The 24,222-nt window shown below is 70.7% G+C and carries 25 protein-coding genes; 18 read left to right on the forward strand and 7 right to left on the reverse strand.

Annotated features, from left to right (window positions below):
• The 3 genes from ACWC1K_RS45010 to ACWC1K_RS45020 form a co-directional block, all read left to right on the forward strand.
• Window positions 1-189 (forward strand): SDR family oxidoreductase (locus tag ACWC1K_RS45010; RefSeq protein WP_450839376.1); only part of this gene is annotated, 189 nt, incomplete at its 5' end.
• Window positions 190-223: 34 nt separating this feature from the next.
• A complete protein-coding gene (locus ACWC1K_RS45015) occupies window positions 224-1,006 on the forward strand; it encodes a CoA transferase subunit A (RefSeq protein WP_450839378.1) in 783 nt (260 codons plus the stop codon).
• Window positions 1,003-1,656: a CoA transferase subunit B gene (locus ACWC1K_RS45020; protein ID WP_450839379.1), complete on the forward strand. Its 654-nt coding sequence runs from the start codon at window positions 1,003-1,005 to the stop codon at window positions 1,654-1,656. The genes ACWC1K_RS45015 and ACWC1K_RS45020 overlap by 4 nt, the downstream gene beginning before the upstream one ends.
• Before the next feature lie 67 nt (window positions 1,657-1,723).
• Here ACWC1K_RS45020 and ACWC1K_RS45025 read toward each other — a convergent pair whose 3' ends face one another.
• The 3 genes from ACWC1K_RS45025 to ACWC1K_RS45035 all read right to left on the reverse strand — a co-directional run bounded on the left by ACWC1K_RS45025 (window position 1,724) and on the right by ACWC1K_RS45035 (window position 4,863).
• The gene (locus tag ACWC1K_RS45025) at window positions 1,724-2,137 is read right to left on the reverse strand and encodes a DUF6069 family protein (protein ID WP_450839380.1); all 414 of its coding nucleotides are present in this window, start codon (window positions 2,135-2,137) and stop codon (window positions 1,724-1,726) included.
• Window positions 2,138-2,298: 161 nt separating this feature from the next.
• On the reverse strand, window positions 2,299-2,739 hold the full coding sequence (locus ACWC1K_RS45030) for an OsmC family protein (protein WP_450839381.1): 441 nt from the start codon (window positions 2,737-2,739) through the stop codon (window positions 2,299-2,301).
• Between the two features lie 369 nt (window positions 2,740-3,108).
• On the reverse strand, window positions 3,109-4,863 hold the full coding sequence (locus ACWC1K_RS45035) for a PucR family transcriptional regulator (protein WP_450839382.1): 1,755 nt from the start codon (window positions 4,861-4,863) through the stop codon (window positions 3,109-3,111).
• Between the two features lie 248 nt (window positions 4,864-5,111).
• On the opposite strand from ACWC1K_RS45035, the gene ACWC1K_RS45040 reads away from it, so the two are divergent.
• The 11 genes from ACWC1K_RS45040 to ACWC1K_RS45090 all read left to right on the forward strand — a co-directional run bounded on the left by ACWC1K_RS45040 (window position 5,112) and on the right by ACWC1K_RS45090 (window position 15,700).
• Complete coding sequence (locus tag ACWC1K_RS45040; protein ID WP_381778971.1) at window positions 5,112-5,639, forward strand: general stress protein; 528 nt, start codon at window positions 5,112-5,114, stop codon at window positions 5,637-5,639.
• Window positions 5,640-5,706: 67 nt separating this feature from the next.
• Window positions 5,707-7,620, forward strand: coding sequence for a molecular chaperone DnaK (gene dnaK, locus ACWC1K_RS45045; protein ID WP_450839384.1), 1,914 nt, complete (start codon window positions 5,707-5,709; stop codon window positions 7,618-7,620).
• Window positions 7,621-7,630: 10 nt separating this feature from the next.
• The gene (locus ACWC1K_RS45050; RefSeq protein WP_450839385.1) at window positions 7,631-8,215 is read left to right on the forward strand and encodes a nucleotide exchange factor GrpE; all 585 of its coding nucleotides are present in this window, start codon (window positions 7,631-7,633) and stop codon (window positions 8,213-8,215) included.
• A gap of 6 nt (window positions 8,216-8,221) precedes the next feature.
• Window positions 8,222-9,154 (forward strand): DnaJ C-terminal domain-containing protein, encoded by a 933-nt coding sequence (locus ACWC1K_RS45055; RefSeq protein WP_450839386.1) that lies wholly within the window; start codon window positions 8,222-8,224, stop codon window positions 9,152-9,154.
• Window positions 9,154-9,522, forward strand: coding sequence for a chaperone modulator CbpM (locus ACWC1K_RS45060; protein WP_450839388.1), 369 nt, complete (start codon window positions 9,154-9,156; stop codon window positions 9,520-9,522). Before ACWC1K_RS45055 ends, ACWC1K_RS45060 begins: the two co-directional genes overlap by 1 nt.
• Complete coding sequence (gene clpB / locus ACWC1K_RS45065) at window positions 9,513-12,152, forward strand: ATP-dependent chaperone ClpB (protein WP_450839389.1); 2,640 nt, start codon at window positions 9,513-9,515, stop codon at window positions 12,150-12,152. Before ACWC1K_RS45060 ends, clpB begins: the two co-directional genes overlap by 10 nt.
• Window positions 12,149-12,595: a thioredoxin gene (gene trxA, locus ACWC1K_RS45070; RefSeq protein ID WP_450839390.1), complete on the forward strand. Its 447-nt coding sequence runs from the start codon at window positions 12,149-12,151 to the stop codon at window positions 12,593-12,595. Before clpB ends, trxA begins: the two co-directional genes overlap by 4 nt.
• Window positions 12,596-12,600: 5 nt before the next feature.
• Window positions 12,601-12,864 (forward strand): UBP-type zinc finger domain-containing protein, encoded by a 264-nt coding sequence (locus tag ACWC1K_RS45075; protein ID WP_450839391.1) that lies wholly within the window; start codon window positions 12,601-12,603, stop codon window positions 12,862-12,864.
• Window positions 12,864-14,645, forward strand: coding sequence for an FAD-dependent oxidoreductase (locus ACWC1K_RS45080; protein WP_450839393.1), 1,782 nt, complete (start codon window positions 12,864-12,866; stop codon window positions 14,643-14,645). The genes ACWC1K_RS45075 and ACWC1K_RS45080 overlap by 1 nt, the downstream gene beginning before the upstream one ends.
• Before the next feature lie 57 nt (window positions 14,646-14,702).
• Entirely contained in the window at window positions 14,703-15,200 is a 498-nt protein-coding gene (locus ACWC1K_RS45085) for an Hsp20/alpha crystallin family protein (protein WP_450839395.1), read from the forward strand.
• A 107-nt stretch (window positions 15,201-15,307) separates the two neighbouring features.
• On the forward strand, window positions 15,308-15,700 hold the full coding sequence (locus ACWC1K_RS45090; RefSeq protein ID WP_450839396.1) for a DUF2267 domain-containing protein: 393 nt from the start codon (window positions 15,308-15,310) through the stop codon (window positions 15,698-15,700).
• A gap of 37 nt (window positions 15,701-15,737) precedes the next feature.
• Here ACWC1K_RS45090 and ACWC1K_RS45095 read toward each other — a convergent pair whose 3' ends face one another.
• Window positions 15,738-16,187 (reverse strand): DUF1931 family protein, encoded by a 450-nt coding sequence (locus ACWC1K_RS45095; protein ID WP_450839398.1) that lies wholly within the window; start codon window positions 16,185-16,187, stop codon window positions 15,738-15,740.
• Window positions 16,188-16,625: 438 nt separating this feature from the next.
• Here ACWC1K_RS45095 and ACWC1K_RS45100 point away from each other — a divergent pair, with 438 nt between their 5' ends.
• Window positions 16,626-17,756 carry a hypothetical protein gene (locus ACWC1K_RS45100; protein WP_450839399.1) on the forward strand — a complete coding sequence of 377 codons (1,131 nt, stop codon included), beginning with the start codon at window positions 16,626-16,628 and terminating at the stop codon, window positions 17,754-17,756.
• Window positions 17,757-17,890: 134 nt separating this feature from the next.
• Window positions 17,891-20,056, forward strand: coding sequence for an FUSC family protein (locus ACWC1K_RS45105; RefSeq protein ID WP_450839401.1), 2,166 nt, complete (start codon window positions 17,891-17,893; stop codon window positions 20,054-20,056).
• A gap of 191 nt (window positions 20,057-20,247) precedes the next feature.
• On the opposite strand, the gene ACWC1K_RS45110 is transcribed toward ACWC1K_RS45105, so the two are convergent.
• The 3 genes from ACWC1K_RS45110 to ACWC1K_RS45120 all read right to left on the reverse strand — a co-directional run bounded on the left by ACWC1K_RS45110 (window position 20,248) and on the right by ACWC1K_RS45120 (window position 22,149).
• Window positions 20,248-20,544, reverse strand: coding sequence for a hypothetical protein (locus ACWC1K_RS45110; protein ID WP_450839403.1), 297 nt, complete (start codon window positions 20,542-20,544; stop codon window positions 20,248-20,250).
• Window positions 20,545-20,706: 162 nt separating this feature from the next.
• Window positions 20,707-21,207 (reverse strand): cysteine dioxygenase, encoded by a 501-nt coding sequence (locus ACWC1K_RS45115; protein ID WP_450839404.1) that lies wholly within the window; start codon window positions 21,205-21,207, stop codon window positions 20,707-20,709.
• Window positions 21,208-21,258: 51 nt separating this feature from the next.
• On the reverse strand, window positions 21,259-22,149 hold the full coding sequence (locus tag ACWC1K_RS45120) for an amidohydrolase (protein WP_450839406.1): 891 nt from the start codon (window positions 22,147-22,149) through the stop codon (window positions 21,259-21,261).
• Between the two features lie 147 nt (window positions 22,150-22,296).
• On the opposite strand from ACWC1K_RS45120, the gene ACWC1K_RS45125 reads away from it, so the two are divergent.
• Together ACWC1K_RS45125 and ACWC1K_RS45130 are read left to right on the forward strand one after the other, a co-directional pair.
• On the forward strand, window positions 22,297-23,301 hold the full coding sequence (locus ACWC1K_RS45125) for a LacI family DNA-binding transcriptional regulator (protein ID WP_450839407.1): 1,005 nt from the start codon (window positions 22,297-22,299) through the stop codon (window positions 23,299-23,301).
• Between the two features lie 33 nt (window positions 23,302-23,334).
• Window positions 23,335-24,120, forward strand: a complete 786-nt coding sequence (locus ACWC1K_RS45130; RefSeq protein ID WP_450839409.1) for an SGNH/GDSL hydrolase family protein — start codon at window positions 23,335-23,337, stop codon at window positions 24,118-24,120.
• The last annotated feature ends 102 nt before the right edge of the window (window positions 24,121-24,222 follow it).

Below are 24,222 nucleotides of genomic sequence, written 5' to 3' on the forward strand. Positions count from 1 at the left end.
CGCGAGGCGAACCTCCGTCTGACCCCGCTCGGCCGCACCGGCACGGTGGACGACATCGCCCCGCTCGTCGCCTTCCTCCTCTCGGACGACTCCGCGTTCATCACCGGAGCCGAGATCCCGGTCGACGGCGGCCTCACCTCCCACGGCGGCGCGATGGCGATCTCGGACGCCCTGCGCCCCGACGCATGAACCAGCACACGCACGGCAGAAAGGCTCCCCAGCCATGGACAAGGTCCACGCGAGCGCCGTGGAGGCGGTCGCCGACATCCCCGACGGTGCGTCGCTGTCCGTCGGCGGCTTCGGCCTCAGCGGCATTCCCGACGTGCTCATCCAGGCCCTCCACGCCCAGGGCGCCACGGGCCTGCGGGTGGTGTCGAACAACTGCGGCGTGGACGGACGGGGACTGGGCGTTCTGCTGGCCGACGGCCGGATCGCCCGCGTGACGGGGTCCTACGTCGGCGAGAACAAGGAGTTCGCCCGTCAGTACCTGTCCGGCGAACTGGAGGTGGAGCTGGTCCCGCAGGGCACGCTGGCCGAGCGGCTGCGCGCCGGAGGTGCGGGCATCCCCGCCTTCTACACGCCTGCCGGGGTGGGCACTCAGGTCGCCGAGGGCGGCCTCCCCTGGCGCTACGCATCCGACGGAGCGGTGGCCGTGGCCTCCCCGCCCAAGGAGACCCGGGACTTCGCCGGCCGGACGTACGTCCTGGAACACGCCATCACCACCGACTTCGCACTCGTCCGGGCCTGGCGCGGAGACACCCACGGAAACCTGGTCTTCCGCAAGGCGGCCGCCAACTTCAACCCGCTCGCGGCGACGGCCGGCCGCATCACGGTCGCCGAAGTCGAACAGCTCGTGGAACCGGGCGAGTTGAGCCCGGACGAGGTGCATCTGCCGGGCATCTACGTGCAGCGGGTGGTGAAGCTGACGGCGGCCCAGGCCGCCGCCAAGCAGATCGAACACCTTCTGATTTCCGCGTCTTCGACACGAGGGACCGTACGCCCATGAGCACCGCCACCCCCACCCGACCGGGCTGGACCCGCGACCAGATGGCCGCCCGCGCCGCCGCCGAACTCAGCCACGGCTCCTACGTCAACCTCGGCATCGGCCTGCCCACCCGCATCCCCGGCCATCTCCCGCCCGGCGTGCACGTCGTGCTGCACTCCGAGAACGGCATCCTCGGCACCGGCCCGTATCCGTACGAGGACGAGGTCGACCCGGATCTGATCAACGCGGGCAAGGAGACCGTCACCGTCCTGCCCGGCGCGTCCTTCTTCGACTCCGCGCTCTCCTTCGGCATGATCCGCGGCGGTCACATCGACACGGCCGTCCTCGGCGCCCTGCAGGTCTCCGCCGGCGGCGACCTCGCCAACTGGATGATCCCCGGCAGGATGGTCAAGGGCATGGGCGGCGCCATGGACCTCGTCCACGGCGCCCGCCGCGTCATCGTCCTGATGGACCACACCGCCAAGGACGGCACCCCGAAGCTGCTCGAGAAGTGCACCCTGCCACTGACAGGAGAGCGCTGTGTGCACCGCGTCATCACCGACCTCGGCGTCCTCGACATCACACCCGACGGCCTGGTCCTGGTGGAATGCGCGCCGGGTGTGAGCGTGGACGACATCGAGGCTCGAACGGACGCGCCGGTGAAGACCTGAGCCACGCGTCCGTGCGCTGCGGGCAGGGACTGTGTCCCTGCCCGCAGCCACGTTTTCCGACGCGTTCCTACGACAGGGGCATGACCTTGCGGTAGGTGAACACCGCGGCCGTCGCCACCACGACATGCATCAGCAGCAGCGCCCCGACGCCGGTGGCGCCGCCGGCACCGAAGAGCAGGAAGTCGGGAACGAAGGACACGACGACGAGCGTCGGCACCAGCCACCGCACCAGCGCCCGGGGATCCTTCGACACCCTGCGCACCACGGCCCAGCCGACCGCGCCGGCCACGACGCCGACCGCCGTCAGGAATATGTACGAGGACGCCTTCAGCGGCTCGAAGTCGTCAGGCGCGCCCACGGCCGAAGCGAGGAGCGCCAGGAGCGCGTCCGCCGCGGAGGCCACGACGATCGCGGCGAGCACACCTCCCGCCACCACGAGCGGACCACGGCGGACGACGACTTCGTCAGAGGCAACAGACATGGCAACTCCGGGGAGGGACGGCGGAGGGGCTCCGCGAGAAGTGTTTGAAGTATCAAACGACAGTCTGAACGAATGTGTTTGAGGATTCAAGCTCAAGCGCCGACGAGTCCACTGTCCGGCCTCGCCCCAGGCAGCCGGCCGCAGCCTGCATCAGGATGTGGTCAGGCCTCCTCGATCGCCACGGTGACGGGCGTACCGGTCTCGACCGTACGGCTGACCGTGCAGAGCCGGTCGTGGGAGGTCTTGACGGCCCGGGGGAGAATCGCGCGGGCCCGGTCCGCGCCTTCGCCGTCCGGAAAGGCGACGGAGAAGGTGACCTGGAGATCGGTCATCCGGTTTCCGAGCTCGTCATTGATCTTGTTGCCGGTCACCGCGACGGAGAACCTGGTCGGCTCCGCATGACGGCTGGTGGCGACGTCGACGTCGACCGCCGTGCAGCCGCCGAGCGCGGCGAGCAGCAACTCGACGGGGGTGAATGCGTCCTCCCCGTCGCCTTCGGAACCGGTCCCGAAACTGATCGTGCCGCCGCGGGCGTTCGTCGCGAGGAAGTGTCCGGTGCTGGTTCGCTCGACGGTGACGGAGCGCAGGGAGTCTTCTGCCATGGCGACGACACTAAGCGCTCGGCGGGGTGTGCAGCGAAGTCCGGGCAGTGTGTCCGGTCGGTGGGACCGCGGTCCCGGCTGAGCGGGGAAGACCCTTGCACTGCCTGCACGCACGCCGAAGGGCCGGCCCAGGCCCGCCAGTACGCTTCGGTCGGATCAGGCGGCCGACGGCAGATGCCCGGTCGGTGTCCGTGACCCGCTCCGGGACGATCTTGCCGCCGGTGTCCTGGGTGCGGAGACGCAGGCCCGCCAGGAGGCTTCTGAGGTGCGGGGGTGCGGTGCCGGCCTCTCGGCATGCACGAACTCCTCCAGCAGAGGGAGTGCCGGGCTGACGTGCTGCGCCGGCCCTCCGCGTGGCCGCAGTCAGCGTCACCCGCCCAGGATGATCTTCCAGACGCGCGTCGCCACCTGCAGATTGAGCCGGGTGTCCACATCCGCCAGATCGCGGTCGCTGATCTCACGGATGCGCTGCAGCCGGTAGCGCAGGGTGCTGCGGTGGACCGTCAACGCGGCGGCCGCATCGTCGTAGTTGCCTCCGCAGTCGAAGTAGCGCGAGAGCGTTTCCACCAACTGCGTGTCGTGCTCCGCGTCGTAGTCGATCAGCCGGCCGAGCCACTCCCGCACGAAGCCTTCGAGTTCCCGGAGATCGTTGCCGGGACCCAGGATCCGGTACAGCCCGAGGTCGTCGAAGAACGTCGTCCCGCTGCGCCGGCGGGAGTTCTGCCGCACCTCCAGAGCCCGCAATGCCTCCTGATAGCAGCGTGGAATGCCGGCCGGGGAGTCGCAGCGGGCGCTCACCCCGATGGCTCCGCCGGGCGTCCCCAGCTCATGGACCAACGCGGCGTGCACGGCAATGTCGTCGGGCCTTGCGTCGGTCAGCAGGACCATCCGGTCGCCGCGACGGGTGATCAGCGGACGGGTCGCCGTGGTGGCCGTCGCTTGTTCGACGGCCCGGGTGAAGGAGTCGTCTGCGGCGTTGCCCGGCCAGTACACCACTACTACGTAGTGGCTACGTTGCAGGTCGTGGCCGACGGCATCGCCCCGGGCGTAGGCGCTCGTCTCGTCAGTGCCCTCCAGCAGGTCGTCGATCAGTTGGCGGCGCAGCCGCTGTTCGACCTCGGTGAGTTCGCGCAGGTGCATGAGCTCCTGGGCGAGCGACCGCTGGGCGTGGTCCAAGGCGAACATGGTGTGCTCGTTGGCCGTCACCTCGGGGTCCTCGACGGCGAGTACGCCGAGGACGACGCCGCGCGGGCGGACCAGGGCCATCAGCCGGCCCTTGACTCTGACCGGGCCCGCCTCGCGCGCGACCTGCCGCAGCATCTCTTCCTGACGGGTCGGCGACAGCAGCGGATAGGGGTCGGGTCGGCCGGGACCGGCCCAGGACCTCAGGTTGCCGAACCGGTCCTCGATGAGCGCCGACAGCCCCGTGAGCTCGTAGAGCGCTTGGGTGATGGCGTCCTCGCCACCGCCCCGGGCAGCCACACGGGCGAGGGTCTCGTGCACGGTCCTCTGCAGGTGCTGCTCGGAGCGGACTGTGTCCAGCTGCCGCAGTGCGGTGTCCCGTTCGGTGCGGAGTCGGCTCAGTTCGCCGGCGTTGTCGTGCTGCGAGGCGTGCGTGGCCGCCAGTGACAGGGCCGCCGAGGTGAGTTCGACGAGGGTCGAGAGAAGGAAGTGCCCCTCCTCATCGGGTCCCGAGGGGGAGGAAACCACGATGTAGCCGAGCAGACCGCCGAACCCACGCAGGCCGAACGCCCAGGTCCAGGACCGCTCACGAACGGATACCGCGCCGTCAGCCTCGCCCAGCTCCTTCATGTGTGCGTCGTCGACCGTTGGCGCTCTCGCGTCCTGGCCGGGGACGCGCGACAAACCGTGGCCCGTCGCAAGGTATCCGGCCTCGGCGCTGTAGGGACCAAGGGCACTGACATGCCGCATGGCCAGACGCACGATCTCACTCTGCTCCGTGCAGGTGAACAGGGCGCGGGACAGCACCAGCAGCCCATGCGGATCCAGCACCGCGAGCGGACGGGGGGCGCGCCGTTCGGTGCCCGCGGTGTCGCTCGGGAGGCGGGACACTTCCTGGCCGGAGACGTCGGAGGACAACCTCTGTGACGGACGGTAGGCCATAGACCACTCCGTTCTCCGGTCATCGGAGGCGATCGAGCGAATCGCGAGATCCACGCCTTTATGAGCCACGCGTACCCAGCCCACGCAAGGTCATCCGGCTTGTCAGGATTTGGCCTTGTTCTCATGGAGTGACCCATGCGCCGATTTCTGACCTGCCGGGTGCAGGCGGAGCGCACTGCCCTCTTGCCACTGTGAGCTGGTCAGGGATCGCCGGACTCATCGGTGGCCGCGGCAGGAAGGACTGGCTGATGAACGAGCAGGCCCGCAGGGCCATCGCCTCGTACACGACCTACCAGGAGGCGGAACGCGCCGTCGATCACCTTTCCGATCAGGGTTTCCCCGTCGAGAGGGTGGCCATCATCGGGCAGGACGTGCGCCTGGTCGAGCAGGTGACCGGCCGCACGGGACCCGGCGGCGCCGCCCTGCACGGCGCGGCGAGCGGCGCCCTGCCCGGCGCACTGATCGGATGGATCTTCGGGCTGCTGAACTGGCTGGACCCGGTCGTGTCGGGGCTGCTCCTCGCCTTGTACGGGCTGGTTTTCGGAGCACTGGTCGGCGCGCTGTTCGGCCTGCTGGTGCACTCGGCCCAGGGCGGCCGCCGGGACTTCGCCTCGGTGAGCTTCATGCAGCCCAGCCGGTACGAGGTCGTCGCCGACGACGCGGTCGCCGACGAGGCGGTGCGGCTGCTGGCCGAACTGCCCAGCGGGACCGGCGCCGGCACAAGCAGCGGGGCTTGGAAGAGCAGCCGTCCCCGGAGCGGTCCCGCCGTCACCTGAGCGATTACGGAAGACGGGCGCGATTCCGAGGACGCACGGGGGCCGCCCGTCGCGGAAGGAGTTCCCCATGGCCAAGGCAGTAGGCATCGACCTGGGCACCACGAACTCGGTGATCGCCGTCTGGGAGGGCGGCGAGCCGACCGTCGTACCCAACAGCGAGGGCAACCGCACGACGCCGTCCGTGGTGGCCTTCACCGACACCGGCGAGCGCCTGGTGGGCCAGCTGGCCCGCCGGCAGGCGATCCTCAACCCCAAGGGCACCATCTACTCGGCCAAGCGGTTCATCGGCCGGCACTTCGACGAGATATCCGAAGAGGCCAGGGCCGTCGCGTACGACGTGGTCGAGGGAGACGGGGGCGCGGCCCGCTTCAAGGTGCGCGACAAGCTCTACGCGCCGGAGGAGATCAGCGCACAGGTGCTGCGCAAGCTGGCCGACGACGCCTCCAAGCAGCTGGGAGAACGGGTCACGGAGGCGGTCATCACGGTGCCCGCCTACTTCAACGACGCCCAGCGCACCGCCACCAAGGACGCCGGACGGATCGCCGGCCTGGAAGTACTGCGGATCATCAACGAGCCGACCGCGGCCGCCCTCGCCTACGGCATGGACAAGAAGCAGCACGAGACGGTGCTCGTCTTCGACCTGGGCGGCGGCACCTTCGACGTCAGCATCCTCGACGTCGGCGACGGCGTGGTGGAGGTACGGTCCACGGCGGGCGACAGCCATCTGGGCGGCGACGACTTCGACCGCCGGCTGGTCGACCAGCTCGCCGACGGTTTCCAGAAGGAGAACGGCATCGACCTGCGCCAGGACCCGCAGGCCCTGCAACGACTCTTCGAGGCCGCCGAGAAGGCCAAGACCGAGCTCAGCTCGGTGACCCAGACACAGGTCAGCCTGCCGTTCATCACCGCCGACGCCTCCGGGCCCAAGCATCTGACCACGACGATCATGCGGTCCACGTTCGAACAGATCACCGGCGACCTGGTGGAGCGCTGCCTGGGCCCGGTGCGGCAGGCCATGGACGACGCCAAGGTCAGTGACAACGACATCGACGAGGTCATCCTCGTCGGCGGCTCCACCCGCATCCCCGCCGTCCAGGCCCTGGTGCGGAGGCTGACCGGCGGCAAGGACCCCAACATGAGCGTCAACCCCGACGAGGTCGTGGCGATGGGCGCCGCGATCCAGGCCGGGGTCCTCAAGGGCGAGGTCAAGGACGTCCTGCTGCTCGACGTCACTCCGCTGTCGCTGGGCGTGGAGACACGCGGCGGCGTGATGACGAAGATCATCGAACGGAACACCACCATCCCGGTGCGCCGCTCCGAGACCTTCTCCACCGCCGAGGACAACCAGCCCGCGGTCGACGTCGTCGTCCTTCAGGGCGAGCGGGAGAGGGCCGCCGACAACCGGGTCCTGGGCCGCTTCCAGCTCACCGACATCCGCCCCGCGCCGCGCGGAGAGCCGCAGATCGAGGTCATCTTCGACATCGACGCCAACGGCATCCTCAACGTCACCGCGCGGGACAAGGACACCGGCAAGGAGCAGGGCATCACCATCAGCGAGAGCTCCAACCTCGACCGCACCGAGGTCGAGCGGATGGTCCAGGAGGCCGAGCGCAACCAGGGCGAGGACAAGGCCCTGCGCGAGGCGGTCGACGCCCGCAACGAACTGGATGCCATCGCCTACCAGGTCGAAAAGCGCCTCGGCGAGCTCGGCGACACCGCGCCCGCACATGAGAAGGCCCGCGCCGAGATGCTGGTGTCCGAGGCCCGCGAGGCGGTCAAGAACGAGGTCGGGGCGGACAAGGCCCGGCCACTGACGTCCGAACTCCAGCAGGTCTTCGCGGGGCTCGCGGCTCACCAGGCGGGAGCAGCTGGGGGCGGTCCGGCGGACACCGGCTCGCCGGACGGATCCGGTCCCGGCGGGACCGCGCCAGGCGGCGCCGGCGACGACGACGTGATCGACGCCGAGTTCGACAAGGGCTGAGGTGCCCGCCATGCCCATCCCACCCCGGGGCCGAGAGCCCGACCCAGCATCGGAAGGCGCCGTACGGTCGCCGCGCGGCGACCTTGAGCCGCCCGGACCGCCGACCGATGAGGCCGAGCCGGGGCCCGACGCCGCAACTGGCGCCGCCGCACCCGAGGACGCATACGCGGCCGCGCTGCGAGAGGTCGAGGACCGCTGGCGGCGTGCCCTCGCCGACCTCGACAACCTGCGCAAGCGCCACTCCAGGGAGCTGGAGCGGGAGCGCGCGGGCGAACGCGCCCGTACGGCCGCGGCCTTCCTGCCCGTCATCGACAACCTGGAACTGGCCCTGAGCCACGCGGCCGCCGACCCCGGTGCGATCGTCGAAGGTGTCCGGGCCGTGCGCGACCAGGCCGTGAACGTTCTGGAGAGGCTGGGCTACCCGCGTCACGCCGAGACCGGCGTCCCGTTCGACCCGGCCCGGCACGAGGTGGTCGGCGTGGTCCAGGACCTCGACGCCGATCCGAACACCGTGGTCCAGGTGCTGCGCCCCGGTTACGGCGAGGCCGACCGGCAGCTGCGGCCTGCCGCGGTGACCGTCGCCAAGCGGGAGTGAGCGGCCATGGCACGCGACTTCTACGAGGTGCTCGGCGTTCCGCGCACCGCCGACCGGGACGAGATCCAGCGGGCCTATCGCACCCTGGCCCGCAAGTACCACCCCGACATCAACAAGGATCCCGAGGCGGAGGAACGGTTCAAGGAGATCAATGAGGCCTTCAGCGTCCTGTCCGACCCCGACCAGCGGGCCCGCTACGACCGCTTCGGTGAGGACTTCCGGAAGGTTCCGGAGGACTGGGAGGAGCGGGTCGGTGCCGGTGCCGGAGCGGGCGGCGGATTCCGGTGGGCCACCGGGGGCGGTCCCCGGGTCCGGTACGCCACCAGCGGCTTCGGTGCCGAGGGCGTCGACGTCGAGGACCTGTTCGGCTCGTTCTTCGGGGGCGCCGGACGGATGCGTGTCCCCGGAGCGGACCAGGAGGCCGAACTGCCGCTCACCGTCGAGGAGGCCTACCGCGGAGGCCGCCGCACCGTCACCCTCGCCGGGTCCGACGGGCAGCGGCGCTACGAGGTGGACGTGCCGGCCGGCGTCACCGACGGCCAGCGCATCCGGCTGGCGGGCGAGGGTGGCCGCGGCAGTGGCGACGGTTCCGCGGGGGATCTGTATCTGCGGGTGCGGATCCAGCCGCACCCCCAGTTCCGCCTCGACGGCCGGGACGTGTACGTGCAGCTTCCGGTCACCCCATGGGAGGCAGCGCTGGGCGCGACCGTCCCGGTGCCTACGCCGAGCGGTGCCACGGCGAAGGTGACCGTGCCTGCCGGATCCTCCAGCGGACGGCGCCTGCGGCTGCGCGGCGAGGGCATGCCGGCCCCGCGCGGCGCCAACGGAGACCTGTACGCGGAGCTGCGGATCATGGTGCCACCCCGGCTGAGCGACCGGGAGCGCGAGCTGATGGAGGAACTTGCCGCTGTCTCCTCGTTCGACCCCAGGAGGACGTGATGAGCGACCGACCGGCCGAGGCCCGCCCCTCCCCCGCACGCACGCACGAGGTGGGCGTGCAGTACGCGATCGTGCCCGTGCCCAGGCTGTCCCTGGAGACCGTCGCCCGCCGCTCGGGCCTCCATCCCGACCTGATCCGTCGGTTCGTCGCCCTCGGACTGGTGGACGCCGACCGTGACACCTCCGGACGGCTGATGTTCGCCCCCACGGCCCCGGCCGCCCTGGCCCGCGTCCAGCGGTTGCGCACCGGGCTGTGCCTGAACTACGCATCCCTCGGTCTGGTGCTCGACCTGCTCGACCGCATCAGCCTGCTCGAAGCCGCGCTGCGGCGTGCAGGCATGAGGAGTGATCTACCACCATGGACATGAACCGCCTGACCCAGAAGTCACAGGAAGCCCTGCAGGAGGCCCAGAGTGCCGCCGGCCGCCTGGGCCACACCGAGGTCGACGGCGAACATCTGCTGCTCGCCCTCCTCGACCAGGAGGAGGGCCTGATCCCGCGGCTGCTGCAGCAGGCGGGCACCGAACCCGAGGAGTTGCGCGCGGCCGTACGCGAAGACCTCTCCCGCCGGCCCAAGGTGACCGGCCCGGGCGCGGCGCCGGGCCAGGTCTTCGTCACCCAGCGCCTGGCCCGGCTGCTGGACGCGGCCGAGCGGGAGGCCAAACGCCTCAAGGACGAGTACGTGTCCGTGGAACACCTCCTGCTGGCCCTGGCCGAGGAGGGCTCGGCGACCGCGGCCGGGCGCCTGCTGAAGGAACATGGCGTGACCCGGGACTCCTTCCTCGGCGCGCTCACCCAGGTCCGCGGCAACCAGCGGGTGACCTCCGCCAACCCCGAGGTGGCCTACGAGGCTCTGGAGAAGTACGGCCGCGATCTCGTCGCCGAGGCTCGGTCCGGGCGGCTGGACCCGGTCATCGGCCGCGATGCGGAGATCCGACGCGTCACCCAGATCCTCAGCCGCAAGACCAAGAACAACCCCGTCCTGATCGGCGATCCCGGCGTCGGCAAGACCGCCATCGTCGAGGGTCTGGCCCAGCGCATCGTTCGCGGCGACGTCCCCGAGGGCCTGCGCGACAAGACGGTGTTCGCCCTCGACATGGGCTCCCTCGTCGCCGGCGCCAAGTATCGCGGCGAGTTCGAGGAACGCCTCAAGGCCGTACTGAGCGAGGTCAAGGCCACCGAGGGGCGGATCCTGCTCTTCGTCGACGAGTTGCACACGGTCGTCGGCGCGGGCGCCGCCGAGGGCGCCATGGACGCGGGCAACATGCTCAAGCCCATGCTGGCACGCGGCGAACTCCACATGATCGGCGCGACCACCCTGGACGAGTACCGCAAGCACATCGAGAAGGACGCCGCCCTCGAACGCCGCTTCCAGCAGGTCCTGGTCGACGAACCGAGCGTGGAGGACACCATCTCCATCCTGCGCGGCCTGCGCGAACGCCTGGAGGTCTTCCACGGTGTGAAGATCCAGGACACCGCGCTGGTCTCCGCGGCGACACTCTCCCACCGCTACATCACCGACCGTTTCCTGCCCGACAAGGCCATCGACCTCGTCGACGAGGCCTGTGCCCGGCTGCGCACCGAGATCGACTCGATGCCCGCCGAACTCGACGAGATCACCCGCCGGGTGACCCGCCTGGAGATCGAGGAGGCGGCCCTGTCCAAGGAGACCGACGCCGCGAGCAAGACCCGTCTGGAGGAACTGCGCAAGGAACTGGCCGACCTGCGCGGCGAGGCCGACGCCAAACACGCCCAGTGGGAGGCCGAACGGCAGGCCATCCGCCGCGTGCAGGAGCTGCGCCAGGAACTGGAGCAGGTCCGCCACGAGGCGGAGGAGGCCGAACGCGCCTACGACCTCAACCGCGCCGCGGAACTGCGCTACGGCCGCCTTCAGGACCTGGAGCGCCGGCTGAAGGCCGAGGAAGAGCAACTGGCCGCCAAACAAGGGCAGAACCGGCTGCTGCGCGAGGTCGTCACCGAGGAGGAGATCGCCGAGATCGTCGCCGCCTGGACCGGCATCCCCGTCGCCCGCCTCCAGGAGGGCGAACGCGAGAAGCTGCTACGCCTCGACGAGATACTGCGCGAGCGCGTGATCGGCCAGGACGAGGCCGTCAAGCTGGTCGCCGACGCCATCATCCGCGCCCGCTCCGGCATCCGCGACCCGCGTCGCCCCATCGGCTCGTTCATCTTCCTCGGCCCCACCGGCGTCGGGAAGACCGAGCTGGCCAAGACCCTCGCCCGGGCCCTGTTCGACTCCGAGGACAACATGGTCCGGCTCGACATGAGCGAGTACCAGGAGCGGCACACCGTCAGCCGGCTCATGGGGGCCCCGCCCGGATACGTCGGCTACGAGGAGGGCGGCCAGCTCACCGAGGCCGTGCGCCGCAAGCCGTACTCGGTCGTGCTGTTCGACGAGATCGAGAAGGCGCACACCGATGTCTTCAACACCCTGCTCCAGGTCCTCGACGACGGCCGTATCACCGACTCCCAGGGCCGCACCGTCGACTTCCGCAACACCGTGATCATCATGACGTCCAACATCGGCTCCCAGTACCTCCTCGACGGGGCCACCGCCGAGGGCGAGATCAAGCCGGACGCCCGCGCCCTGGTGATGGGCGAGCTGCGCGGGCACTTCCGCCCGGAGTTCCTCAACCGCGTCGACGACATCGTGCTGTTCAAGCCGCTCGGTGAGCGGCAGATCGAGCGGATCGTGGAGCTGCAGTTCGACGAGCTGCGCCGGCGCCTCGCCGAACGCCGTATCTCCGTCGAACTCACCGACGCGGCCCGCGAGTTGATCGCCCATCAGGGCTACGACCCGGTGTACGGGGCACGGCCGCTGCGGCGTTACATCTCCCACGAGGTCGAGACGCTGGTCGGGCGCGCCCTGCTGCGCGGCGACGTCCAGGACGGCGCGAAGGTCCGCGTCGACGCCGAGCACGGCGAACTGGTGGTCACCTACGACCAGCACGAGGACCTGGAGGGAGCGAGGGCGGCATGAGCACCCTGCAAGCCACCAACGTCACCTGTCCGCACTGCGGGCGCACCAACCGGGTGCCGGCAGCCGCCGAGGGCCGCCCCAGGTGCGGCAACTGCAAGCAGCCGCTGCCCTGGATGGCCGACGCGGGCGACGACGACTTCACCGAGGTCGTCGAGCAGGCCACCGTGCCCGTCGTCGTCGACCTGTGGGCCACCTGGTGCGGCCCCTGCCGCATGGTGAGCCCCGCGCTGGAGAAGGTCGCCGCCGATCTCGCCGGAAAGATCAAACTGGTCAAGGTCGACATCGACAAGAACCCGCGCCTGGCGCGGCGGTTCGAGGTCCAGGCGGTGCCGACGCTGCTGGTCCTCGACCGGGGCAAGACGGTCGCCCGGCAGGCGGGGGCGGCGCCCGCCCCCGTTCTGCGCCAGTGGGTGGAAGAGTCGATCACTGCCCGGGAAGGGTGATCCGGATGACCCTGCATGCAGACCCCCACCTCGCGTATGTCCGGCCGGTCCTGCCGCAGACCTCAGAAGGGTGTCAGGAGTGTCTGCTGCTCGGCTCCCCATGGGTCCACCTCAGGCTCTGCCTGACCTGCGGCCACGTAGGCTGCTGCGATTCCTCGCCGAACCGGCACGCCCGCCGTCACGCCGCCGCCGACGGCCATCCGATCGTGGCGTCGCTGGAGCCCGGCGAGGACTGGCGCTGGTGCTTCGTCCATGAGGCGTTCGTGTGATGCCCGGCGACGAGAAGCGGCCCGGCGCAGCGCCTGTGCCGGACGAGGCGGAGGTAAGCGTCCCCTTCGAGACCCCCGACATCTACGGCGCCTATCCCCGCCTGTCGGACGACCAGATAGCCCGTCTGGCGCAGCATGGCCGGCAGCGAGCGGCTGACGCCGGTGACGTGCTGATCAGGGAGGGGGAGCGGTGCGAGACCTTCTACGTCGTCCTCAGTGGCTCGGTCGCCGTCATCGAGGACTACGGCACACCCGACGAACATCTGCTGCGTGTGCACGGCCCTGGCCGCTTCATCGGCGAACTCGGGCTCCTGAAGGGACAGGTGGCCTTCTACACCGCCGTGGTCAGGGACCCCGGCGAGATCCTCGCCCTGTCCATGGATCAGCTGCGTGACCTGGTGACCCGGGACTCCACCCTTGGTGATGTGGTGCTGCGCGCCTGCCTGGGCCGCCGAGCTCTGCTCGTCGGGCAGGGCGCCGGCTTCCGCATCATCGGCTCGCGCTATTCGCCCGACACCCGGCGACTGCGCGAGTTCGCCGCCCGCAACCGGCTGCCGCACCGCTGGATCGACCTGGAAACCGACGATGAGGCCGAGGCGCTGCTGCGGCGCTTCGGCGTCGGCCCGGAGCAGACACCACTTGTCATCTGGCTGGACACCACCCTGTTGCGCAACCCCAGCAACGCGGAACTGGCCCGGCTCATCGGCCTGCCGTCACTACCCGCCGGAAACCGTCACGGCGACGTCCTCATCGTCGGCTCCGGACCCGCCGGCCTCGCTGCCGCGGTTTACGCCGCCTCCGAGGGCCTGAGCACCACGGTGGTGGAGGCGATGGCCACCGGCGGCCAGGCCGGCACGTCGTCCCGCATCGAGAATCTGCTCGGCTTCCCATCCGGCATCTCCGGCGCCGAACTCACCGAACGCGCGGTGCTCCAGGCCGACAAGTTCGGCGCCCGGATCAGCGTCCCTGCGGAGGCGGCCCGGCTCGAACGGCGGGACGGCCACTACGCCGTCGGGTTCGCCGACGGCAGCGAGGTCACCGCCCGTACCGTCGTCCTGGCCACCGGCGCCCGCTACCGCCGCCTCCATGTGCCCGGCATCGAGCCGTTGGAGGGCGCGAGCGTGCACTACTCGGCGACCGTCTACGAGGCCCAGCAGTGCAGTGCCGACCCGGTGGCGGTGGTCGGCGGCGGCAACTCCGCGGGACAGGCCGTGCTCTTCCTGGCCGGGTACGCACCGCAGGTGTTTCTGCTCGTCCGTGGGCCGAGCCTCGAGGCGCACATGTCCCGCTACCTGATCGATCAGATCGAGCGCCACCCGCGGGTACGCGTGCTGCTGCGCACCGAGGTGACCGAGGTACTCGGCGACAAGGTGCTGGAGGCCGTCACCGTGGTCGACCACCGTACGGGCGAGCACAGCCGGCTCGAGGTGCGGGCCCTGTTCGTCTTCACCGGCGCGGACCCTCACACCGATTGGCTGTCCGGCGCGCTCGCCCTCGACGCGCGCGGCTACGTGCTCACCGGCGCGGAGGCGCAGGCCTGTTCCGTTCCCGAGCTGTGGCAGAGCCAGGGCCGCGACTGCCTGACGTTGGAGACCAGCATGCCTGGCGTCTTCGCCGCCGGCGACGTCCGCAGCGGCTCGGTCAAGCGCGTGGCCTCCGCGGTCGGCGAAGGGGCGATGAGCATCCACTTCGTGCACCGCTACCTGGGCCACACGGCCGCGCCCGGCGGCACCGACAGCTCCCCGCACACCCGTCCGAAGGAGTCCGCCTGGCTCGCATGACACCCAGCGGGCGGCGAGATCACGAGAAGGAGCGAGAAGGAGAAGGAGGCGATGGAAATGACCATGCCCGTCCGGCGCCACCGCGGTGGCGCCATGCAGGACAGGCCCCTTGGCTGGGCACGCAATCCGCTGACGGAGTTCGACCAACTGCTCAGCGAGATGAGCGGACTGATCGAATCCACGGTGGGAGGCGCGGCGCCCGCAGTCGCGTGGACGCCCATGGCGGATGTCACGGAGTCCGACGACGCTTTCCATGTCGAGATCGAACTCCCCGGCGTCAGGAGCAAGGACATCGACGTCGAAGCCAACGGCCAGGAGCTGGTGGTCACCGGAGAGATCAAGGAGAAGGAACGCAAAGGCGTCCTGCGCCGGAGCACCCGCCGCACCGGAGCCTTCGAGTACCGGCTGCGGCTGCCCGGAGAGCTCGACACCGAGAAGATCAATGCGCGGATGTCGGACGGGGTCCTCACCATCACCGTCCCCAAGGCCGAGGTCGCAAAGCCGCGACGCGTCGAGATCAGCGAGACGAGTGAAAGCACCGAGAGCAGCGGCTGAGACGCGAACGCCGCGGTTCCGGACCCCCGTCCGGCACCGCGGCCGAGCCGGCGAGGCTCGACACCCGGGGTGGTGACTCATGAACGACGTGGTGAAAGGAGACAGCGATGAAATACGACGGGTTCCTCGCCCGTGTACGCGAGCGAGGCGAATACAACGACCAGCACGAAGCCGCAGACGTCACCCACGCCGTGCTGGAAGTGCTGGCCCAACGGATCAGTCCGGGAGAGGTCAAGGACCTCGCATCCCAACTGCCCGGCCCGCTCGGACACGTTCTGGACCATGCCACGCCGCAGCATGCGCGGAGCTTCGGGATCGAGGAGTTCTACCGCCGGGTCGCCGAGCGCACCAACGCCCGGCCGCGTACGGCGCAGTGGGACGCCGGCGCGGTCCTGACCACGGTTGCCGACGCTGTCACCGGAGGAGAGCTGAACCAGATCATCAGCCAACTCCCCTCCAGTTACGCGGTCCTGTTCGGCAAGCCCGACCTCGCGGACTGAGCCCGTGAGGCGCCCAGCCGCCTGGTCCCGTCGCCCATCACAGCAGGAGGTCGAAGACAGCTCGGGCCTCGTCCCAGTGCTGGGTCTGGGGGTTCTTCAGGTCGGGGTGGAGGATCATGAAGGTCTGGGCCAGGGCCAGGCTGAGTCCGCCGATGATGTCCGGATAGGCCGCCTCGGTCTCCTCGTCGGGCGTGCGGTCCAGGGCGGGATGGGCGGCGAGCTGGTCCAGGATCGGCTTGAGTTCCACTTCCTGGTCGATCTTCCGGAAGTGGTGAATGCTCTCCTGCAGGCCTTTCGTGATCGGCAGGTCACAGCTCCGGATGATGTCGCGCCCGTTGGCCTTGGCCGTGGACTGCGCGACGGTCAGCAGATCGTAGAGCTTGGCGTCGACGAAGTCGCTGTAGCGCTTGAGATCGTTCTTGTCGACGTCCAGCCCGGCGGCCGCGCGGAAGAACTTTTCGAACCCGGCGATGGACATCACGGTCATGACGGCAACCTCCGGCTGCGGGCGCCGGGGGCTCCCAGCTCCCTGGGGCTCCCAAGCCTGGCCGAGGGGGGCGCGCGAACGCATGCGCATGTCGGGCCCAATTGGCTTTCTTGTCTTGCCCTGCCAGACCAGGCATCCGATGGTGACCCTTCAGATGCCGCTGCTGATGAGGCCGAATGCCACGGTGGCGAACACGCCAGGAAACGCTCGGGAGAGGCGCCCGTGGACAGCGCCCGGGCCCGGTTGACGTGGACCTCCCGCCTGACGGCCGCCCCGACGCCGGGTACTGGGAACCGGCCCTGAGCTGGAAAGACGAGGAGATCCCGCCGTACCGCCTGTACCTGCGGGCGGGGCCGGCGTGTCACGCGCCATCGAGGTTACCTCGGCGGCGTCTGCGGGCACATGGGATCGCGGGGCAACCGACGAGGAGGGCCCGTCATGCGTGTGTCGCAGGGCGTTACGGTCGTGGCTCTCCTGGCGGATCCGGACGCGCCGACGGAGATCGCGCAGCGCATGGCCCCGACACTTTCTGCTCGACTCGCCGACAGGTCGGGCCAAGGGCGACGGTTCGACGTCGAGGTGGTGAGTGAGCCCTTCACCTCGGGGACGGAGGACCCGCCCACCCTGATGCGCCGGATCATGGACCGTGGGAGTACGGAGAACTGGGACATCGTCGTTGCCCTCACCGACCTTCCGCTGCACTCAGACGGGCGCAGGGTCGCTGCGAATCTGAATCACGAACAGGGCCTGGCGCTGCTCTCTCTTCCTTCACTGGGGGGCCTGCGGCTGCATACGAAGGCCCGGCGGGCCGTCGAAGAAGCCGTGCTCGGCTTGGCGGGTCAGCAAACCAACGGGGCTGAAAGACCTTCGCGAAGTCAGCCGCTTCTCGCGCCCTTCGTCAATCGTCTCGCGCCTGTACATCCGGGCCCAGCCGGTGAGAAGGAGACCGACGATCTTCGGTACGTCGTCAGCGGGCCGCGGGGTTACCTGCGGGTGCTCGCCGGTATGGTCCGTGCCAACCGGCCGTGGCGGTTGGTGCCGGGCTTGTCGAAAGCCCTGGCGGCCGCACTCGCCACGGGAGCAGTCGCCACCGTGAACTCCACCGTCTGGAGCCTGGCCGCGTCCCTCAGCACGCCACGCCTCGTGATCGCCACGGTCGGGTCTGTCGCCATCATGATCGGCTGGCTGATCGTGGACGCGGAGCTGTGGCATCGATCACCGGAGAGCTCGCCGGAGGCGAGGCAGAGGGCGCGGCTCTACAACGCTTCGACGGTCGTGACCGTGGGTATCGGGGTGCTCGTCTGCTACGTGGGTTTGATGGTCATCAACTGGGTGTGGGCGCTGTTCATCCTCAACGACCAACTGTTCGCTTCCGTGACGCGAAACCCACTGCACGCCGAGGACTACGTGACGTTGGCCTGGTTCGTCGCTTCGGTCGCCACCGTGGGCGGCGCGCTGGGATCAGGCCTGGAGAGCGACGAGGCGATCCGGGCAGCCGCCTACTCCAAGCGCGAACAGGAACGTCGCAACGCCCTCCAAGGCGACCAAGGTGACCAGCCCTCGAAGTGAACCCCGTACTGCGTGGGTGCCGGTTTGCGGGTGGAGGTCAGCCGGGGTCGCGTGCCCGCCGCGCGCGGTGCCGTCAGGAGGCGGCGGCGTGGCCTGGCACGACCCGGCAGGGCGTTCCGGCTAGGCTCACGCCCGTGACGTGGCTGCGGGCCTTCGGGGAGGTCGTGCGATCCGGGCTCACGATCGAGGAGACGCGGCTGGAGCCCCTGCTCGCGCTGCGCACGGCTGCCGGCGTGGCGATCGTCGTCGGGCCGGCGCTGTGGCTGGTCTCCCCCGCGTATGCCGCGTCGGCCGCCCTCGGCGCCTACTCCGCGGGTGCGGCCACCTTCCAGCGCACCTGGCGTCCACGCAAGGTGATCGCGCTCGGGGCGGGTGCGGGTCTGGCACTCAGCACGTTCGTGGGCTACGTGGCGGCGGGGCGACTCGTGACGTTCCTCCCACTGCTGGCCGTATGGGCCTTCGCCGCGGGGATGGCGTGGGCCGTCGGATCGACCGCCGGGATCGTCGCGGCGACGACGGTCGGCAGCATGCTGGTGACCGTCACCCTGCCCACGAGCGTCGGGCGAGCCCTGGAGCATGCCGGGGTCATCGCGCTCGGGGGCGTGGTGCAGGCCGTACTGATCTTGCTGTTCCCGATCCGCCGTTGGGGGGCGCATCGTGACGCGCTCGCCGACGCCCTGGCCGCCCTGGCGGACTACGCCCGCCGACTGCGGCACGACCCGACCGCCCCGTTCGACCCGGAGCCGTTGATGACGGCCCGGGACGCGGCCGCCGTGACGCCGTCACAGGCCCGCACCCGTCCCCCCGTCCTCCATGGCCCCCGGGGCCTCGCCGAGCGCATCCGGCCGGTCGTCGCCGCGCTCGCCGACCCGGACGTCGGCGCCCCGGCGGAGGGACCCGGGCGGGACCGCGCGCGGGAGTTGCTCAACGCGGCCGCCGATGTCCTGGACGCGGCCGCCCGTTCGATTCGTCGCGGTGCTCCCGTCGGCGTGCCGCCCGGGAGCGCGGACGTCCTGCGCGTCGACGAGGAGCACGAGGTGCTGGAAGGGCCCGCCCGGCAGGCCGCCGAGCAGCTCGTGGAACTGCTCGGCGAGGCGTTGGAGATCGCCGCGAGCGGCAGCGCACGCGGGAATGCGCCCACGGCGCCCGGCCCCGCGGGCGCCCGGTTCCTGGTGCGCCCGACGATGTTCCGGCTGGTCCCGGTCGTCGTCCGGGCGGTCCGCCGTGAACTGCGAGGGGACTCGCCCGTGTTCCGGCACGCCGTCCGCCTGGCGGCGGTGGCCACGCTCGGCTATCTGATCGCCACCCGGCTGCCCCTGGGCCACGGTTACTGGGCGCCCATCACCTCGGTGATGGTGATGCGGCCGGACTTCCACCGGACGTACGCGCGTGCGGTGGCCCGTCTCGCCGGGACCCTCGCGGGGGTCGCGCTCGCCACCGGCATGGTGCGGGCCCTGGGCCCGGACGCCCATGTGTTCGGCGCGCTGGCGGTGGTTTCGGTGGGTCTGTCGTACACGTTGATCCGTACCGGCTATGCCTACTCCCAGTGCTTCACGGCCGCGTACGTCGTCTTCCTGCTCGGCATGGGCGGCCAGGCGTGGGAGCAGACGGTTCCGGAGCGGGTGGTGCTCACCCTGCTCGGCGGGGCCCTGGCGATGCTGGCGTACGTGGTGTTCCCCGCATGGGAGACGCCCCGGCTGTCGGGCCGGCTCGCGGACTGGCTCGCCGCCAACGGCCGCTACGCGGCCGCGGTGCTCCGCAGCTACGCCGAACCCACCCCGGAGCATCGCGCCGACATGCGCAGGACACTGCTGGAGAGCAGGGAGGCACGTGCCGCCTGGCAGGAGGCCTACGACCAGGCAAGGCAGGAACCGGTCCGCCCCCGGGGGCTGACGTCGCGCGAGGCGCAGGAGGCGCTCAAGGGGTTCGGCCGGGCGGCGATGCTCATGGAGAGTCACGTCCCGCGGACCGACAGCCGTGTCGTCCCCGAGGCGGAGCGGTTCGCCGAGGCCCTGGAGGCGGACACCGCGCAGGCGGCAGTCGACGTGCGCGAGCACAGGAATCCGGACTGGGGGCGCGTGGAGGAAGCGCTCAACGCGTGGCAGGACGCGGCCGACAACCGGAGCCCGGTCGTGCGGCGGGAGGCGGAACTGCAGAAACGGGCCTTGGAAGAGCTCGCGACGGCCGTGAGCCGCACACCCCTGGAACGGGACGTCGGCTCTGCTCGCGAGGAGCAGCGGGTGCGGGCGACCCTGGCTGCGGAAGGTGACGGATCAGGACCAACGCACCGGGGTGGGTGACGGCGCCGGCCACGGGGAGCGCCGAGTCGTTCCCTCACCGTGAGTGTGTCTGCAAGGTCGCAGAGCGCGGCACATCAACAGCGAGCACAGCATTTTGACGGTCGGACAGGGCATCGGCAGGGCGGGCGGGAAGAGGGACAACTCCCTCTTCCCGCCCGCCCTGTGGGTGAAGGCGGCTCTGCCGCCGATGGTCAGACGCAGAGAAGGACGATCAGGCCATTGCACTCGTTGTCGCCCTCGTCACCACCACCATGGCCACGGTGACCTCTTCCTTCACCGTGGCCTTGTGCCGAGGTCCGCTCGGCGGCGGTCGTCTTTGCGGTGAGCTGCGCGGTGGGCGTCGCGTCAGCGGCGGAAGCGGCGGTCGCCGCTCCGGCCACGCAGGCGATGCCCAGCACGGCACTCACCGCGAATATTCGCGGAAGTCGGAAAGCGATCTTGTTGGCGCGGCCGAGGCGAGTGGGGCTGTTCCCCTGTGTTGTGTTCATGCAGCCACCTTGCACACCCCTGCGGCCAATTTCGCTCCGAGCGCGGCCGATTGGGTGAGCCAGGCGAAATCGGACATTTCGTGGGTCTCCCGGCGCTTCCCGGGCGCTCCTCCGGACGTACGAACTCACCGTCCGGGGGCGGGACTTGCGCGACCACCCCTCTCAGGCGACGGGAGCGTCCAGGGGGCGCAGCTCGTCCGCGTACGAGACGGAGATACGGCGCATCAGGCCATCGGCGGAGATGTCGTACTGGCCCAGCCGCCACAGGGGCGGGGAGTAGGCGTGGATCGAGACGGCGTCGTCGGTGGCACCGGTGAGCCGGTGGATGTGCTCGGGGCCGAAGCAGAAGGACGTGCCGGCGTCGGCAATGACGCGCAGATGGCTGCCGCCGATGCGCGGGGTGGACTCTTCGAGCGCGCCCTGTACGACACTGACGGCGCCGGCGGAGAGGTCGTGGTCGTGCCAGCCGGTGTCGTTCTGCCGGGTCCAGCACAGCAGCCAGATGTCGACGTAGGCGTCGCGGTACAGGGACGCGTAGTGCCGCTCGTGGTCGGAAAAGGCCACGTGGGCGCGCCAGAGGTCCGGGCGGGCGGCGAGGTCCGTCACGAGTGCCTGGAGTTCGCGCTTGTCGAGGGTCCGCTCCGGCAGGGACTCGTACGTCATGGGTGGCTCCTTTCGGGTTTCGGGGCTGCGTCGGGCTCGGGGCACGGCGGTTCAGGTGTGGCCGTGCAGCAGGCGGGCGGGGTTGACGGTGCGCAGGGCGTGGACGGCGGCGTCCGCGCCGAGGTCGGGGATGACGGGCGGTGCGTAGGGGCGGTCGCTGCCGCTGACGAGGACGTCGATGCCGACGGCGCGGACGAGTGCGTCGACGGCCCGGGTGCCGTAGGAGGAGGTCTCGTAGAACACCTCGAAGTCGATCTCGCCGCGGCCGCCGCCGCGCGCGGCGAGCCGTTCGCCGTGCAGGGGCGCGAGGCCCGCGAGGGCGGCGAAGCAGACGCGCAGGGTCGGGTGGCGGGCGCGGCCGAACGCGCGGAAGGCGAACCAGGAGGCGTGCAGCTGCTGCACGTACGGGACCAGGGCCGGCCACCACGGCGGGGTGCCGTCGGCGGGCGGGGCCGCGCCGGGGTGGACGAACAGGGGCTTGTCGTGGCGCGTGAGGACGTCGAGGAGGGGTGCGCAGTGCGCCCAGCCCGCCGCGTCGAGGAGGGCGGTGGCGGGGAGCTGGAGGCCCACGCAGCCGCGGCGCAGCTCGCGTTCCACCGCCTCGGGGTCCACGTCCGTCAGGCACGGGGAGGCCCAGACGGCGAAGGGGGCCGGGAGGGCGAGCGCGCCGTCGTGGAAGGCGGTCAGCAGGGGGGCGGCCTCGTCGGGCGGCAGATATTCGATGCCGAGGGGGCTGGAGAGGGACACCAGGGCCAGGTCGAGGCCGTCGGTGGCGGCGAGGCGCGTGCGGGCCGCCGGGTCGTGGTCGGCCGGGTCGACAGCGTAGGGCGGTTCGCCGGCCAGGTGCAGGGTCCAGGCGTCGAGGTACGGAGGTGCCGTGCGGGAACGCAGCAGCTCGATGAGGGCGGGCGGCCAGATGTGCTGGTGGACGTCGGTGGGCACGCGGCGGTCCTCGCTGAGGGTGCAGTGTTAAGCGTTTCACTGATGCGGTTAACTTAACCGCTTAACCAGGACGTGTGTCAACGGTGTCGGGGCCGTGGGCGGGGCGATGTGACCACAACGCGCGGGCGCCCCGGTAGGCTTCCCGGCATGGCCAGGCCCAACAAGCGCACCACCCTCCGGGAGGTGGCCGAGGCCACGGGCCTCTCCACCGCAGCCGTCTCCTATGCCCTGCGCGGCAAACACGTCTCCAAGGAGACCGAGGAACGCGTGCGCAGGACCGCGGCCGAGCTCGGCTACGAGGCCGATCCCATCGCGCGCGCCCTGGCCAGCGGCCGCACCAGCATGGTCGGCGTCCTCGCGGGAGACCTCCAGGACCTGTGGCAGCAGCAGCTGATGGCGGCCATCGGCCGGGAACTCCTGGCCGGCGACCGCTATGCGCTGATCCTGGACGCGGGCGGCGACCCCGACCGCGAGCTGGTCCTCGCCAAGCAGCTGCGCGACCAGCGGGTCGACGCGCTGCTGGTGTCTCCCGTGAACCCCTCCGCGAAGGGCTGGGCCGACATCGCGGACGCGCTGCCGGTGGTCGCGGTCGGCGACTCGCTGAGCCGGGCCCGCACGGCCGGGCAGGTCATCTTCGACAACCGGGCCGGCATCGACGCCGTACTGGAGTACCTGCACGGACTGGGCCACCGCCGGGTGACCGTCCTGACACCCACCCGGCCCAGCACACCGGACCGGCCGGCCGACGTGTACGTGGGCGAGGCGGCCGACCGGCTCGGGCTGCGGGCCGAACTGGTGCCCTGTCCGCAGGAGTTGGGCGAGGCGACGGCGGTGGCACGGCGCGTGCTGCAGGGTGCGCACTCACCGACGGCGGTGTTCTGCTTCTCCGACTCGCTGGCCTACGGGGTGTACGCGGCCGCGGCGGAGGACTCCCTGGAGGTGGGCCGGGACGTCTCCGTGGTCGGCTTCGACGATCATCCCGTCTCGCGGGTGCTCACGCCGCCGCTGACCACGGTGGACTGGGGGCTGAGCGAGATCGCCGCCGAGGCGGCACGGCTGACGGTCGCGGCGATCGAGGGCAGGCGGGTGCGCAGGAAGCGGGTGCTGTGTGCGCCGCGGATGCGGGAGCGCGGGTCGGCCGTGCGGGCCTGAACTCCGGGTGCACCGAGGATAGGCTCACGCGGCATGACCGTCTCCCCCTCGTATCTGCGCTACGTCGCGATCGGCGACAGTCTGACGGAGGGCATCGGGGATCCTGGTCCTGCGGGCGGGCACCGCGGCTGGGCCGACCGGTTCGCCGAGATCCTCGCGCAGCAGCAACCGGGACTCACGTACGCCAATCTCGCCGTCCGCGGCAAGACCAGCGCGCAGATCAGGGCCGATCAGCTCGGTCCGGCTCTTGCGCTGCATCCGGACCTGGTGACGGTGACGGCGGGCATGAACGATGTCGTACGGCCGCGCTACGACCCGGAGGCGGTCGCCGCGAACATCGAGGAGACCTTCGCCCGGCTGACCGCGTCGGGCGCGCGCGTCGCCACCATGACCTTCCCGGACCTGGGCAAGGTCTCACCGGTCGCGCGCCGGGTGCGGCCCCGGATCGTCGCTCTCAATGCGCGGCTGCGGGTGCTCGCGGCACGGTACCGGGTCGACGTCCTGGACGTCTTCCCGCATCCGTTCACGGCCGACCCGCGGCTGTGGAGCGACGACCGGCTGCATGCGAGTCCGCTCGGGCACGCCAGGATCGCCGCCGGCATGGCCCACACCTTCGGGATGCCCGGATACGAGGACTGGGCCGAGCCGCTGCCCCCGCTCTCCCCCCTCCCGGTGCTGCGTGCCGTGGGGGCCGATGTGCGCTGGGCCGTGGACCATGTGGGGCCCTGGCTGTGGCGGCGGCTGCGCGGCCATGTGCCGGGAGACGGATTCACGGCGAAGAGACCGGAGCCGGCCCCGGTGACGCATCAGGTTGCCTGAACTGCTTTTGCGCCACCGGGCGTTCGCTGTGCTACGCGGCGCAGGCCGGGATGAACGCGTCGGCGAGTGGGGCGGGGCGGGTGAAACAGCCTTCGTGGCTGC

This window comes from Streptomyces sp. NPDC001492 (assembly GCF_053597275.1).

Excerpts from the sequence above, each read along its gene's own strand:
- ACWC1K_RS45015 (WP_450839378.1), top strand. The coding sequence starts at position 224 with ATGGACAAGGTCCACGCGAGCGCCGTGGAGGCGGTCGCCGACATCCCC.
- ACWC1K_RS45020 (WP_450839379.1), top strand. The coding sequence starts at position 1,003 with ATGAGCACCGCCACCCCCACCCGACCGGGCTGGACCCGCGACCAGATG.
- ACWC1K_RS45025 (WP_450839380.1), bottom strand. The coding sequence starts at position 2,137 with ATGTCTGTTGCCTCTGACGAAGTCGTCGTCCGCCGTGGTCCGCTCGTG.
- ACWC1K_RS45030 (WP_450839381.1), bottom strand. The coding sequence starts at position 2,739 with ATGGCAGAAGACTCCCTGCGCTCCGTCACCGTCGAGCGAACCAGCACC.
- ACWC1K_RS45035 (WP_450839382.1), bottom strand. The coding sequence starts at position 4,863 with ATGGCCTACCGTCCGTCACAGAGGTTGTCCTCCGACGTCTCCGGCCAG.
- ACWC1K_RS45040 (WP_381778971.1), top strand. The coding sequence starts at position 5,112 with ATGAACGAGCAGGCCCGCAGGGCCATCGCCTCGTACACGACCTACCAG.
- dnaK (WP_450839384.1), top strand. The coding sequence starts at position 5,707 with ATGGCCAAGGCAGTAGGCATCGACCTGGGCACCACGAACTCGGTGATC.
- ACWC1K_RS45050 (WP_450839385.1), top strand. The coding sequence starts at position 7,631 with ATGCCCATCCCACCCCGGGGCCGAGAGCCCGACCCAGCATCGGAAGGC.
- ACWC1K_RS45055 (WP_450839386.1), top strand. The coding sequence starts at position 8,222 with ATGGCACGCGACTTCTACGAGGTGCTCGGCGTTCCGCGCACCGCCGAC.
- ACWC1K_RS45060 (WP_450839388.1), top strand. The coding sequence starts at position 9,154 with ATGAGCGACCGACCGGCCGAGGCCCGCCCCTCCCCCGCACGCACGCAC.
- clpB (WP_450839389.1), top strand. The coding sequence starts at position 9,513 with ATGGACATGAACCGCCTGACCCAGAAGTCACAGGAAGCCCTGCAGGAG.
- trxA (WP_450839390.1), top strand. The coding sequence starts at position 12,149 with ATGAGCACCCTGCAAGCCACCAACGTCACCTGTCCGCACTGCGGGCGC.
- ACWC1K_RS45075 (WP_450839391.1), top strand. The coding sequence starts at position 12,601 with ATGACCCTGCATGCAGACCCCCACCTCGCGTATGTCCGGCCGGTCCTG.
- ACWC1K_RS45080 (WP_450839393.1), top strand. The coding sequence starts at position 12,864 with ATGCCCGGCGACGAGAAGCGGCCCGGCGCAGCGCCTGTGCCGGACGAG.
- ACWC1K_RS45085 (WP_450839395.1), top strand. The coding sequence starts at position 14,703 with ATGACCATGCCCGTCCGGCGCCACCGCGGTGGCGCCATGCAGGACAGG.
- ACWC1K_RS45090 (WP_450839396.1), top strand. The coding sequence starts at position 15,308 with ATGAAATACGACGGGTTCCTCGCCCGTGTACGCGAGCGAGGCGAATAC.
- ACWC1K_RS45095 (WP_450839398.1), bottom strand. The coding sequence starts at position 16,187 with ATGACCGTGATGTCCATCGCCGGGTTCGAAAAGTTCTTCCGCGCGGCC.
- ACWC1K_RS45100 (WP_450839399.1), top strand. The coding sequence starts at position 16,626 with ATGCGTGTGTCGCAGGGCGTTACGGTCGTGGCTCTCCTGGCGGATCCG.
- ACWC1K_RS45110 (WP_450839403.1), bottom strand. The coding sequence starts at position 20,544 with ATGAACACAACACAGGGGAACAGCCCCACTCGCCTCGGCCGCGCCAAC.
- ACWC1K_RS45115 (WP_450839404.1), bottom strand. The coding sequence starts at position 21,207 with ATGACGTACGAGTCCCTGCCGGAGCGGACCCTCGACAAGCGCGAACTC.
- ACWC1K_RS45125 (WP_450839407.1), top strand. The coding sequence starts at position 22,297 with ATGGCCAGGCCCAACAAGCGCACCACCCTCCGGGAGGTGGCCGAGGCC.
- ACWC1K_RS45130 (WP_450839409.1), top strand. The coding sequence starts at position 23,335 with ATGACCGTCTCCCCCTCGTATCTGCGCTACGTCGCGATCGGCGACAGT.